Raw genomic sequence first — 12,269 nt, 5'->3', positions numbered from 1 at the left:
CAGTACCGCCGACTCGTCGGTGCCGGCGGGGGAGTCGGCGGCCGGAGCGGACGCCCGCGCGCCGTCCGTGTCCTCGGCCGACCCGGTCGCCCCGGTCGCCCTGGTCGCCGAGGTTTCCTCGGAGAGCGGCTTGCCGGCGCGCGTACGGCGGCGCTGACGGTTGATACGGGAACGTCGCGGGCGCTCCTCGGCCTTCTGGCGCCCGCGGGAACGGGCGCCGGGCTCGCCGAGGTCCTCCACCTCCTCGGCGGACAGACCCGCACGGATGCGCTCGCCGCGCGGCAGTATCCCCTTGGTGCCCTCCGGGATGCTCAGCGCGGTGTACAGGTGCGGGGAGGTGGAGTACGTCTCCTCGGGTTCGTGGAAGTCCAGACCGAGCGCGCGGTTGATCACCTGCCAACGGGGGATGTCGTCCCAGTCGACCAGGGTCACCGCGGTGCCGTACTCGCCGGCGCGGCCGGTACGCCCGATGCGGTGCAGGTACGCCTTCTCGTCCTCCGGCGTCTGGTAGTTCACGACGTGCGTGACGCCGCTGACGTCGATGCCGCGGGCGGCCACGTCCGTACACACCAGAACGTCGACCTTGCCGTTCCGGAACGCCCGCAGTGCCTGCTCGCGGGCTCCCTGGCCGAGGTCGCCGTGCACCGCGCCGGCCGCGAAACCGCGCCGGACGAGCTGTTCGGCGGTGTCCGCGGCGGTCCGCTTGGTGCGACAGAAGACCATGACCAGGCCACGGCCCTCGGCCTGCAGAATCCGGGCGAGCATCTCCGGCTTGTCCATGGAGTGCGCGCGGAAGACGTGCTGGGTGGTGTTCGCGACGGTCTGGCCCTCGTCGTCCGGGTCGGCCGCGCGGACGTGCGTGGGCTGGCTCATGTAGCGCCGGGCGAGCGAGATGACCTGGCCCGGCATGGTGGCGGAGAAGAGCATCGTCTGGCGCTTCGTCGGCAGCAGCTGGATGATCTTCTCGACGTCCGGCAGGAAGCCGAGGTCCAGCATCTCGTCGGCCTCGTCCAGGACGAGGGAGGCGATGTGCGACAGATCCAGCTTGTGCTGGCCGACGAGGTCGAGAAGTCGCCCCGGCGTGCCGACGACGATGTCGACGCCCTTCTGCAGGGCCTCGACCTGGGGCTCGTAGGCCCGTCCGCCGTAGATGGGGGTGACCCGGACGTTCCGCACCTTGCCCGCGGTCAGCAGGTCGTTGGTGACCTGCTGGCACAGTTCACGGGTGGGCACGACCACGAGCGCCTGTGGCGCGTCGGTCAGCTCCTCGGGCTGGGCATGCCCCAGCTCCACGTCGGCGGGCACGGTGACGGCCTCCAGCAGTGGAAGCCCGAAGCCCAGCGTCTTGCCGGTGCCGGTCTTCGCCTGACCGATGACGTCGCTGCCGGCGAGCGCCATCGGGAGAGTCATCTCCTGGATGGGAAAGGGCGTGGTGATGCCGACGGCCTCCAGGGCCTCGGCTGTCTCGGGGCAGACCCCGAGATCTGAGAACGTGGTGGACAGGATGCTTGTCCTCTTCTGTAGGACGCGGTACGGAGCGCGGCCCGGGGATACCCGATCCCCGGCCCGAGCGAGGGGAGGGTCGCACCGCATCGAGGTGGCGGGCGCCTCGTGGGCGTCGGTCCGCCGGACGATGCGGGACCGCAATCACTCGCTCAAGCGCTCCTGTCGCGCGAGCGGTCCCTCATCCTGCACGGCACGAGCGGGGAGCACGGCCGTACGGAAGGGCTTTCAGTCGGAGCCGATCGTGCTACCGACCGGGCATCCGCGTATGCGTGTAGCCCACTGATTTTCCAGCGGGCCGTTATCACTGTACCTTGAATCGGCTCGTGTGTACCGGGGTGAGAGTGGCGAGCGAGGTCAACGATGTGGTGCGGCTACTGTCCAGGCTGGTGAGCGAGCTATCGTGCGGGCATGGAGACATCTGACACAGCCCATGCCGAAGCCCCCGTCGAGACTCCCGAGAGTGCCGAGGACGGTTCAGTCGGTCTGAGCGGGATCGCCACTCGGTCCTGGGCGGATGCCTCCGCGGAGCCGCGGTACCGCGCCGCCGTGGTCGACCTGCTGGGTGCGCTGGCGTACGGCGAGCTGGCCGCGTTCGAGCGGCTGGCGGAGGACGCGAAGCTCGCGCCCTCGCTCGCGGACAAGGCACAGCTGGCGGCGATGGCCTCGGCCGAGTTCCAGCACTTCGACCAGCTGCGCAAGCGGCTGGCGGAGGTGGACGTCGACCCGACCGAGGCGATGGAGCCGTTCGCCGCGCCGCTGGACGACTTCCACCGGCTGACCGCTCCCTCGGACTGGCTGGAGGGGCTGATCAAGGCGTATGTGGGCGACTCGATCGCCTCCGACTTCTACCGCGAGGTAGCCGAGCGGCTCGACGCCGACACCCGGGCGCTGGTGCTGGGCGTACTGGACGACACCGGACACTCCAGCTTCGCGGTGGAGAAGGTACGAGCCGCCATCGAGGAGGACCCGCGGGTGGGCGGTCGTCTCGCGCTGTGGGCCCGCCGGCTCATGGGGGAGGCGCTGTCGCAGGCCCAGCGGGTGGTCGCGGACCGGGACGCGCTGTCCACGATGCTGGTCGGCGGGCTGGCGGACGGCTTCGACCTCGCCGAGGTCGGGAGAATGTTCTCCCGGATCACGGAGGCGCACACCAAGCGCATGGCCGCGCTGGGCCTGGCCGCGTAAGGCCGTCGACCGTCGTGAGCGCGGTCGGGGAGCCGCGCCGCGCACCGCACGGAGGGTGGGTGCGGGAATCCACGCCGTCCCGTGCGGTGCGGCCTCACGGCCTGACGGGGCCTGACGCGGGCTGTGCCGCGGACAGGTGCGGATACAGGTCGGCCGGATCCTCGCCGAGCCGAGACTTCCACAGGGCCGTCCGCTGGTCGGCCAGCACTTCGAGGGAACCGGCGGCCAGGCCGTCCAGCGCCGCCCTGGCGATCACGTCGGGGTGCGACTTCTCGTCCTCGACGCCGGCCATCATTCCGGTGTCGACGCTCGCCATCGCCAGCGCCGTGACCTGGGTGCCCTGTTCGGCGAGTTCGTACCGGACGCCGTTGGTGAGCGCCCAGGCCGCGGCCTTGGACGCTCCGTAGCTGTTGGAGTGCTCGTAGGCCATCCAGGCCATGATCGACAGCGCGTTCAGCACGAAGCCGCCGCCGTTCGCGCCCAGCACCGGGGCGAAGGCACGCACCATGCGCAGCGTGCCGAAGTAGTTGGTCTCCATCTCCAACCGGATGTCCTCCTCCGCGCCGTCGGTCAGCTTGGCGAAGGTCGACACCCCGGCGTTGTTGACGAGCAGGGTCGTGTCGTGGGTCGTCGCCGCGGCCCGGGCCACGGAGGCGTCATCGGTGACGTCCAGCGTCAGGGGGACGACACCGGGCATCTCGGGTACGGTCTCCGGCCGGCGCGTGGCCGCGTAGACCTTCCTGACGCCGCGGCGCCGCAACTCGGTGACGAAGCTGTGCCCGATTCCCCGGTTCGCGCCGGTGACCAGCGCGGTCTGCTCTCGTATGTCCATGACGGCTACGCTAGAACCTCACGTGGGCGTGAGGGTCAAGCCGAAGGAAGGGGGAATCGGGCGATGAAGATCGGAGAACTCGCTCAGCGGGCCGGTGTGAGCGTGCGCGCGTTGCGTTACTACGAGGAGCGCGGCCTGCTCAGTCCGGAGCGCACGCCGTCGGGACAGCGCCGCTACACCGAGGAGACCGTCGAGGTGGTACGCCTGTTCCAGCGGTTCTACGCGGCCGGCCTCAGCAGCCGTGCCATCGCGGCACTGCTGCCCTGCGTGAACAACGGTCGCACCACCGCCGCACAGCGTGACATGTTGCAGTTCGAACGCGACGGCCTCGCGGATCGGGTCGACGAGATGACCCACACGCTCCACCGACTCGACGAGCTCATCACCGCCGCCGACCACCACGTCTGATCGGCGGAGATCCGAACGACGCGACCTAGTTGTGTCGGCCCGGGACGTTGGTCCCGCGCCTGAGGCACTCGAGGGCACGCCGTTCCCGGTGGTCGGGCGGCGCGGACCGCGGCGACTGACGCTGTGGGCGCCGTGTTCCCGTCCGCGCGGGCGTGCTCCGGGAGTCGGTCAGCCATCGAGCGCGAGGTCCGTACCGCTCTCCGCGAAGGGGCCACCGGCCGTGAAGGCCAGCTTGGCGAAGCGTTCGCCGATACGCCGGTGGGCCGGCGTGTCCGGGTGGAGCTGGTCGGGCATCGGCAGCTCTGCGCAGTCCGCCTCGCCGTACAGCTCGCGGCCGTCCAGGTAGTGCAGGTTCCGGTCGGTCTCCGCACGCTGTGCCACGATCCGGGCCAGCTCGTCCCGGATGACGTTCAGGGTCAGCTTCCCGCTCGCCCGCTCCGCCGGATCGCCCGTGGCCTGGAACTTCGGTTGCTCCGTGTGCAGCGTGCTCGCGTCCCAGGCGCCGGGGCCGGGGGTGTCCTCGTGTATCGGGCACAGCAGGGGTGAGACGACGAGCAGCGGCACGGTGGGGTGGCCCTCACGGATGGTGTCGAGGAAGCCGTGCACGGCGGGACCGAAGGCGCGTAGCCGCATCAGGTCGGCGTTCACCACGTTGATGCCGAGCTTGACGCTGATCACGTCCGCCGGAGTGTCCCGCAGCGTACGGGCGGTGAACGGGTCAAGCAGGGCGTTACCGCTCAGACCCAGATTGACCAGCTCCACATCGCTGAGGGAGGCGGAGACCACGGGCCAGGTGCTGGTGGGGGTGGCGGCGTCCGAGCCGTTGCTGATCGAACTGCCGTGGTGGACCCACACGCGCCGTCCGCTCTCCGGCGCGGGCTCCACGGGGGCGTCGGTGCGCAGGCGGAGGAGCTCGGCGAGCTCGTTGTGCGGCAGCCAGATCTCGACGTTCTTGGTCTCCTCGGAGAGGCCGGTGAAGCGCACGGTGCCGGGCCGGTCGGACCGGTTCTCGGTGGTGCTCCCGGTGGTCAGGTCGATGGTGAGGGTGTGGCCGCCGGAGGCGATGCTGCCCTGCCCGACCCGGTGCCCGTCCACGCGCAGTTCGTACACGCCGTCGGGCCGGGGCGGGGCGCCCAGGTAGACCCGTTTGGTGGGCAGTGCGTCCAGCTCGACGGCGGTGGCCCGAGTGCGGAACGCCAGTCGTACGCCCGCGGGCTGCGCCTCGGCCATCGCGAGGGCCGGGTCGGTGCACTGGGCGCGTGCCCAGGCGGGCAATCGGTGTGGCTGGACGCCGAGTTCGGTGGTCTCGACGTCGAGGGCGCCGCGCAGGAGCTCCGCGGTGACGGGCGTGGTGATCCAGGAGCTTTCAGTCCGCATGGAGGCAACCTGTTCTGTACGGAGGTGGGTTGGGGCAGTGGCTGGTGGGAGTGGGCGACCTATCCCGGATCGGGCACGTGCTGCTCGGGTCCTGGTTCGGGCCAGCTGCGCAGCAGGGCGTCGAGAGCGTCCAGGCTTCGTGCCCAGCTCTCCTCCGCGTCCGGGGCGCTGTGGCTGAAGCCGCCGGCCAGCTCGAGGCTGACGAAACCGTGGAAGACGCTGCCCAGCAGTCGTACCGCGTGCGTCTGGTCCGGCTCCGACAGGTCGTAGCCACGGAGGATCGCCCGGGTCATCTGCGCGTGCCTGCCCCCCGCGCTGGCCGCGGCAGTGGCCGGGTCCAGCCGCAGCTGGGCGGCGGCGTAGCGGCCGGGGTGTTCGCGGGCGTAGTCGCGGTAGACGTTCGCGAAGGCGACCAGGGCGTCCTTGCCCGCTCGGCCGGCCAGCGCGGCGGCGCCCCGGTCGGCGAGCTCGGCCAGGGCGAGCAGGGCGATCCTGGTCCGCAGGTCCTGGGAATTGCGCAGGTGCGAGTACAGGCTCGCGACCTTGACGTCGAAGCGTCTGGCGACTGCCGAGATGGTCACGTTGTCGAAGCCGACCTCGTCGGCCAGCTCCGCGCCCTCCAGGGTCAGACGCTCCGTGGTCAGTCCGGCGCGTGCCATAACTATCCCTCCCGATGCCAATACCAAGCATGCATCTTCCTAAATGCTTTAGGCAAGAGGGATAAAGCAATGGCGCTGGAGGCGGTTTGATAAGCCGAACCGGCCAAGGAGCTCCGTCTTGGCCCCTCGGCGCGGCCGCGCGGGCAGCGGCCAGGGAGCTGGGCATCCGAGGAGAACACGGCACGGGCTGACGGCTGGTGGACAGCCGTCAGCCCGTCAGGCCCTGGTGGTGTGGGCGGGAACCGGGGGAGTGTGTCAGGGCACGTGAGGTCGGGCGGTCACGTCCGGACGGAAGCCCGTACGAACGCCGCCGCCCATCAGCAGGGAGAGCATCGCCACGCTGACGCCGGTCGCGATCGCGAGAATGGCCGCCGGATGACCCGCTCCCACGACGACCCGGGCGATCACGCCGCCCAGCAGGGCCGCGACGGGTCCGGTGGCCAGGACCAACGCGCGGTCGGGGAAACGCTCGGGAAGCCAGCGGGTGGCAGCGGCGGCGAGAGCGAATCCCAGGACGAGCGAACCGATCGTTTCCCAGGGCATGCGGACCTCCCGAGGCCGGCGCCGTTGCGGTCGGTCCCGTACTTCCCCGGTGGTGAGCACGGCAAAACGGCGGTTCCGGTGAATTCTCGGTTACTTCCCGTGAATACGACCGGACCGCCGTTTGCCGGGTCAGTCAGCCCGTCCTGGGCCAGGACGGGCGCGGGGGCGACCCGGGCTGCTGATCCTGGCTGAGCTGACCCGGACCGACCCACGCCTACTACAGGGTGCCGAAACCCACCTTGCGCCCGCTGGCCTCGCCGATCTCGACGTAGGCCACCCGGTCGCCGGGAACCATCACCTTCCGCCCGTGCTCGTCCTCCAGGACCAACAGCTCGCTGCTCTTGCCGAGCGCCGACTCCACGGCGCCCTTGACCTCGTCGGCGGTCTGCGCGCTCTCGATGACGATCTCGCGCGGTGCGTGCTGAACGCCGATCTTGACCTCCACGGCTATGTCCCTCCGAGGTTCGCTGGGTGCGCGGACAGCCGCGCGGTACGCAGCACAGGTTAGCCGTTCTCGGGATGCGTGGACGAAGCCGCCGGCTTCCCTCGCGGGAGACCCGCGAGCCCCGTCCGTACGCGGGCGACGTACGCCTGCCGTAAGCGGGCGCCGTACGACGGCAGCGGGCGACCGGCTGGCGGCGTCGAGGGGCCGCCCCGGGTCCTCACTGCATCGGGAAGCCCGCGATGCCCCGCCAGGACAGGGAGGAGATCAGCTTTGTGGCGGCGTCCCGCGGCACGCTCTGGCCCGCGCTCAGCCAGTAGCGTGCGGTGATCTGCGCCATCCCGCACAATCCGACCGCCAGCAGCATGGCCTGGTCCGGCGGCAGCTTGGTGTCCTCGCTGATCACCTCGCAGACCTCCTTCGCGCAGTCCAGATTCACCTTGTCGACCCGGTCCCGGACCTCGGGTTCGTTGGTCAGGTCGGACTCGAAGACCAGCCGGAAGGCACCGCCCTCGTCCTCGACGTACGCGAAGTAGGCGTCCATCGTCGCGCCGACCCGCTGCTTGTTGTCCGTCGTCGAGGCCAGCGCCGTACGCACCGCCTGCAACAACTCCTCACAGTGCTGGTCCAGCAGAGCGAGATACAGCTCCAGCTTGCCCGGGAAGTGCTGGTACAGCACCGGCTTGCTGACGCCCGCCCGGTCCGCGATGTCGTCCATGGCAGCCGCGTGGTAGCCGTGCGCGACGAAGACCTCCTGGGCCGCGCCCAGGAGTTGGTTGCGCCGGGCCCGGCGTGGCAGGCGTGTGCCACGGGGGCGCGCCTCTGCTGTCGGCTCGATCGCTGTCACGCTTCGCCTCCCTGGATGCCTCCCCGGACCTGCCGTGGAGGCTGTGTTCCGCGCGTGGTACGCGCTGCGTCACCCGCCATCGTACTTTCGGGTAACAGCCCTGTGCGTGCCACCGGTGGAGAATTTCCCGCCCGCCGTGTGGACGCGCGACCGCCGGCGGCTCAGCGGTACTCCTCGTTGGGGTCGGGGTCCTCCTCCACCACCATGGCCTGCTCGGCTGCGTCCACCGGATCGGCCTCCTCGCCGCCCCGGTCGGTCATCGGGTCCTGGCGCTGCCGCAGCAGCCCCGCGTGCTGCTCCGCCGTGTCTCCCTCGGAGGCGTCGAGACGTGGCTCGTCCGGCTCGTCCTCGAACTCGTCGTCGAAGGTCTCGGGGTCGGTCGGATCAACGGGCATGTTGACTCCCCTTTCCGGAACGCGCACCTCCCGTTCGAGCCTAGGAGGGCGCTGGGCCGATCGCCATGCGGGGCAGCGTCTCCCCGCGTTGTGGCTGTCGCACACCCCCTCTTCTCGCTTTCTCTCGTGCCCCTCGCCGGGTCCGCCCGCCGCCCGGTCCGCCGTGCTGCCGAACGGCGGCGTTCCGCGCCTCCGGGACGGTGACAGTCGGCACATACGGTCCGGCGGCGTGTGATGGTCTCGTAACATTGCTCCATGTCATCGACTGATCAGCCGGACGCTCGTGCCCTGGTGCCGCCCGCGGTGCCGGTGGCCGGTGCCCCGCCGGTCGCCGAGGAGGGGCCGCCGTCCGTCGGGGGGCAGCCCCGGGAGACCGTGTCGCTGGCGGGGCAGGAGCTGTCCGTATGCCGCCAGCCGGGCCGCCGCGCGGACCTGCCGCCCGCGGTGTACGTCCACGGGCTCGGTGGCTCAGCGCGGAACTGGTCGGCGCTGATGGCTCTGCTCACGGACAGCGTGGACGGCGTGGCCCTGGACCTGCCGGGATTCGGGGAGTCACCGCCCCCGGCGAACGGTGACTACTCCGTCTCCGGACACGCGCGCGCCGTGATCCGGTACGTGGACGGGACCGGCGACGCCCCGGTGCACCTGCTGGGCAACTCGCTGGGTGGCGCCGTGGCGACCCGAGTCGCCGCCCTACGTCCGGAGTTGGTGCGTACGCTGACGCTCGTGTCCCCCGCGCTGCCGGAACTGCCGCCACAGCGCACCGCCCTCCCCACCGGCTTGCTGGCCGTTCCCGGAGCCACGGCGCTGTTCGGCCGCCTCACCCGGCACTGGACGGCCCAGCGTCGGACCAGTGAGGTGCTGGCGCTGTGTTACGGCGACCCGAGCCGGGTCACCGAGGAGGGATACGCCGCGGCGGTCGCGGAGTACGAACACCGGCTGACCCAACCGCACTTCTGGGACGCGCTGGCCCGCTCGGCCCGTGGTCTGGTGGGCGCGTACACCATGGGAGGTCAGCAGTCCCTGTGGCGGCAGGCGGAGCGGGTGCTCGCGCCGACCCTGCTGATCTACGGTGGCCGGGACCTGTTGGTGTCACCCCGGAGGGCGGGCCGGGCGAGCGCGGCGTTCCGCGACTCGCGGCTGCTGACACTTCCGGACGCGGGGCATGTCGCGATGATGGAATATCCGCAAGCGGTCGCGGGGGCGTTTCGTGAGCTGTTGGCGGAAACGGACCGGACATTCGAGACCCTGAGGGGTGCCTAGTGGGACGGCACAGCCGCAAGCGGCGTGGTGCGAAGACCGATACGTCCGCCGCCTCCGGCGCGTCGGCGACCTCCGAGGAGCGGCACCGGCCCGGGTCGGCGGAGGCGCGGGGGGAGCGTCACCAGGACNCCGCCACAGCGCACCGCCCTCCCCACCGGCTTGCTGGCCGTTCCCGGAGCCACGGCGCTGTTCGGCCGCCTCACCCGGCACTGGACGGCCCAGCGTCGGACCAGTGAGGTGCTGGCGCTGTGTTACGGCGACCCGAGCCGGGTCACCGAGGAGGGATACGCCGCGGCGGTCGCGGAGTACGAACACCGGCTGACCCAACCGCACTTCTGGGACGCGCTGGCCCGCTCGGCCCGTGGTCTGGTGGGCGCGTACACCATGGGAGGTCAGCAGTCCCTGTGGCGGCAGGCGGAGCGGGTGCTCGCGCCGACCCTGCTGATCTACGGTGGCCGGGACCTGTTGGTGTCACCCCGGAGGGCGGGCCGGGCGAGCGCGGCGTTCCGCGACTCGCGGCTGCTGACACTTCCGGACGCGGGGCATGTCGCGATGATGGAATATCCGCAAGCGGTCGCGGGGGCGTTTCGTGAGCTGTTGGCGGAAACGGACCGGACATTCGAGACCCTGAGGGGTGCCTAGTGGGACGGCACAGCCGCAAGCGGCGTGGTGCGAAGACCGATACGTCCGCCGCCTCCGGCGCGTCGGCGACCTCCGAGGAGCGGCACCGGCCCGGGTCGGCGGAGGCGCGGGGGGAGCGTCACCAGGACGCCCGCTCGGCTGGTCCGGACGCCTCGGTCGAGCCGCCCTGGCGCGGGCGGATGGGCGAAGGCCAGGTCCCGGACGCCGGTTACGGGGCGGGTTGGCAGACCACCCGGGCGCACGGCTCGGTCTTCGGAGGGGTCGAGACGCCACCGTGGGGCTCCTCCGTGTTCGGCGGGCCGTCGCCGTCCGCTGGCCCTTCGGGGGGTCCCGGACCGTACGCGTACCCGGGGGCGTCCGGGGACGAGCCGACGCGTGGCGGTCATCCGCAACACCCGGAGCCCGGCGGAGCGTGGGGCACCGCCTGGGGCACCATGGCCGTCGCCGGACCCGGGACGGCGGCCGAGGGGCCGCGCCAGGAGTACCTCGACGCCTTCGACACGCTAGGCGGGTCGGACACCCGGGACGACGTGTTCGCGGCGGGCGCCCCGCGCCGTGGCATGCCCGAACAGCGCGGTACGGGCGTACGGGAGCAGGGCCCGCCGTACGACCCGTCGAGCCCGCGGGCCGGTCGGCCCGCCGCCCAGGGCGAGGACGGGGACGGAGCCGGCTTCGTACCAGGGCACGGGCCGGGCGACGGCGACGAGGAGCCGAACGCCCCGCTGGCCGCCGTCTCACCCGAGCCGGGGGAGAGGCGTCGCAAGGGGCGTACGTTGACCGGGGCGGCGGCGGCCGCGGTCACCACGGTGCTGGCCGTGGTGGTGGCCGGTCAGGTCACCAGCCCCGACGAGGAGCAGCGGGCCGGCGCCGCTGGCGAGGACCGTGCCTCGGAGGCCGACTCCGCCAGCCGCTCGGACTCCCGCCCGAACCCGTCCGAGCCCGCGCCGGTTTCGTACGCGGAGAAGATGTCCACCGTCGTGCCGCTGTCCCGGGAACTGCACGGGCCCGGAACCTTCACCGCGGTCGGCGGGCAGGCGGACGGCGTCGAGGGCGCTGAGGAGGTCGTACGCTACCGGGTGGACGTGGAGAAGGACCTGCCGCTGGACGCCGAGCTGTTCGCGAAGGCCGTGCACACCACGCTGAACGACGACCGGAGTTGGTCGCGCGGCGGGCAGCGCGGCTTCGAGCGGGTGGCCTCCGGGCAGGCCGACTTCGTGATCACGCTGGCGAGCCCCGGGACGACCGGCGAGTGGTGCGCCAAGTCGGGGCTGGACACCACCGAGCAGACCGTTTCCTGCGACTCCGCCGCCACGCAGCGGATCATGATCAACGCGTATCGGTGGGCCCAGGGCTCCAGGACCTTCGGTGACGATCTGATCCGGAAGTACCGGGAGATGCTCATCAACCACGAGGTGGGACATCGGCTCGGCCGGGACCACGAGTACTGCGGGGGCGAGGGGGAGCGGGCGCCGGTCATGATGCAGCAGACGAAGACGCTCACGACGGACGGCGTCAGCTGCCGTCCCAACGCCTGGCCCTACCCGGACTCCTGAGCCGCACCGGGAGCGCACCGCCGCCGCTTCCCGCGCGCAGAACGCGTGACCGGCGGGTAAGTCACGGGTGTTCACCCCTTCCGGTGGTGCCACGGACAACCGTCCACCGGACGCCGCCCGACCCGCATAGCGTCGTCCGGGAAAGGCCACCGCAGACATCGGCAGTGGCCCCACCAGGAGACTGATCCGGGGGTTCTTCCGTGCGCATCGCATTGCTCACCGAGGGTTGTAGCCCGACGGCGTGGGGTGAGAACGCCTCGTGGTGTGACCGGTTGCTGCGCGGGCTGGGGCAGCACGACTTCGAGACGTACGCACTGACGCACGACTGCCCGGAGGCGGCGGCGAGTTGGTGCGAGCGGCCAGCCAACCTGTCCCGGGTGCGTACGGCCACGCTCTGCGGCGAGCCGCCCGTCAGCGAGACCGCCGGGGGCCTGGGCGGGGTGCTCGGTCTGGGCGGGCGACGGGAGCGACGTCGCTTCGTACGGCACTACGGCGAACTCGTCGGCGCCGTCTGCGCCGCCACTCCCGACCCCGGAGACGAGCTGGCGGACCGTTTCGCCAACGGGCTCTACGGCCTGGCGGAGTTGGCCCGCGAACGGGCCGGCGTCCGGCTGTCGGTG

At 71.5% G+C, this 12,269-nt stretch carries 13 protein-coding genes and 1 pseudogene; 6 read left to right on the top strand and 8 right to left on the bottom strand.

Annotated elements, in window-relative coordinates:
• The coding region (locus tag AN216_RS01370) for a DEAD/DEAH box helicase (RefSeq protein WP_139140833.1) at positions 1 to 1,593 on the bottom strand (1,593 nt) is incomplete at its 3' end.
• A gap of 321 nt (positions 1,594 to 1,914) precedes the next feature.
• On the opposite strand from AN216_RS01370, the gene AN216_RS01365 reads away from it, so the two are divergent.
• A complete protein-coding gene (locus AN216_RS01365; protein ID WP_070194702.1) occupies positions 1,915 to 2,688 on the top strand; it encodes a ferritin-like fold-containing protein in 774 nt (257 codons plus the stop codon).
• A gap of 94 nt (positions 2,689 to 2,782) precedes the next feature.
• Here AN216_RS01365 and AN216_RS01360 read toward each other — a convergent pair whose 3' ends face one another.
• Positions 2,783 to 3,520 (bottom strand): SDR family oxidoreductase, encoded by a 738-nt coding sequence (locus AN216_RS01360; RefSeq protein ID WP_070194701.1) that lies wholly within the window; start codon positions 3,518 to 3,520, stop codon positions 2,783 to 2,785.
• A 63-nt stretch (positions 3,521 to 3,583) separates the two neighbouring features.
• Between AN216_RS01360 and AN216_RS01355 the strand changes: the two genes are divergently transcribed.
• The gene (locus tag AN216_RS01355) at positions 3,584 to 3,928 is read left to right on the top strand and encodes a MerR family transcriptional regulator (RefSeq protein ID WP_070194700.1); all 345 of its coding nucleotides are present in this window, start codon (positions 3,584 to 3,586) and stop codon (positions 3,926 to 3,928) included.
• A gap of 168 nt (positions 3,929 to 4,096) precedes the next feature.
• Here the strand turns inward: AN216_RS01355 and AN216_RS01350 are convergent, their stop codons facing one another.
• From AN216_RS01350 to AN216_RS01325, 6 genes are all read right to left on the bottom strand, one after another.
• Positions 4,097 to 5,305 carry a GDSL-type esterase/lipase family protein gene (locus AN216_RS01350; RefSeq protein ID WP_070194699.1) on the bottom strand — a complete coding sequence of 403 codons (1,209 nt, stop codon included), beginning with the start codon at positions 5,303 to 5,305 and terminating at the stop codon, positions 4,097 to 4,099.
• 59 nt (positions 5,306 to 5,364) lie between these two features.
• The gene (locus tag AN216_RS01345; protein ID WP_070194698.1) at positions 5,365 to 5,964 is read right to left on the bottom strand and encodes a TetR/AcrR family transcriptional regulator; all 600 of its coding nucleotides are present in this window, start codon (positions 5,962 to 5,964) and stop codon (positions 5,365 to 5,367) included.
• 255 nt (positions 5,965 to 6,219) lie between these two features.
• On the bottom strand, positions 6,220 to 6,507 hold the full coding sequence (locus tag AN216_RS01340; protein WP_070194697.1) for a hypothetical protein: 288 nt from the start codon (positions 6,505 to 6,507) through the stop codon (positions 6,220 to 6,222).
• Between the two features lie 217 nt (positions 6,508 to 6,724).
• Positions 6,725 to 6,952, bottom strand: a complete 228-nt coding sequence (locus AN216_RS01335; protein ID WP_070194696.1) for a DUF3107 domain-containing protein — start codon at positions 6,950 to 6,952, stop codon at positions 6,725 to 6,727.
• Positions 6,953 to 7,169: 217 nt separating this feature from the next.
• Positions 7,170 to 7,796, bottom strand: a complete 627-nt coding sequence (locus AN216_RS01330) for a TetR/AcrR family transcriptional regulator (protein ID WP_070194695.1) — start codon at positions 7,794 to 7,796, stop codon at positions 7,170 to 7,172.
• A gap of 161 nt (positions 7,797 to 7,957) precedes the next feature.
• The gene (locus AN216_RS01325; protein WP_070194694.1) at positions 7,958 to 8,191 is read right to left on the bottom strand and encodes a hypothetical protein; all 234 of its coding nucleotides are present in this window, start codon (positions 8,189 to 8,191) and stop codon (positions 7,958 to 7,960) included.
• Positions 8,192 to 8,446: 255 nt separating this feature from the next.
• Here AN216_RS01325 and AN216_RS01320 point away from each other — a divergent pair, with 255 nt between their 5' ends.
• The 4 genes and pseudogenes from AN216_RS01320 to AN216_RS01305 all read left to right on the top strand — a co-directional run.
• Positions 8,447 to 9,454: an alpha/beta fold hydrolase gene (locus AN216_RS01320; RefSeq protein ID WP_070194693.1), complete on the top strand. Its 1,008-nt coding sequence runs from the start codon at positions 8,447 to 8,449 to the stop codon at positions 9,452 to 9,454.
• Between the two features lie 135 nt (positions 9,455 to 9,589).
• Positions 9,590 to 10,096, top strand: a pseudogene (locus AN216_RS01315) (alpha/beta fold hydrolase); the annotation flags it as partial.
• A complete protein-coding gene (locus AN216_RS01310) occupies positions 10,096 to 11,649 on the top strand; it encodes a DUF3152 domain-containing protein (protein WP_070194692.1) in 1,554 nt (517 codons plus the stop codon). The pseudogene AN216_RS01315 and the gene AN216_RS01310, both read left to right, overlap by 1 nt.
• 200 nt (positions 11,650 to 11,849) lie before the next feature.
• Positions 11,850 to 12,269: DUF3492 domain-containing protein (locus AN216_RS01305; protein WP_139140832.1), on the top strand; the 420-nt coding region annotated here is incomplete at its 3' end.

This window comes from Streptomyces oceani (genome assembly GCF_001751245.1).
Taxonomy (GTDB): Bacteria; Actinomycetota; Actinomycetes; order Streptomycetales; family Streptomycetaceae; genus Streptomyces; species Streptomyces oceani.
This window is presented reverse-complemented; position numbering and strand designations above follow the sequence as displayed.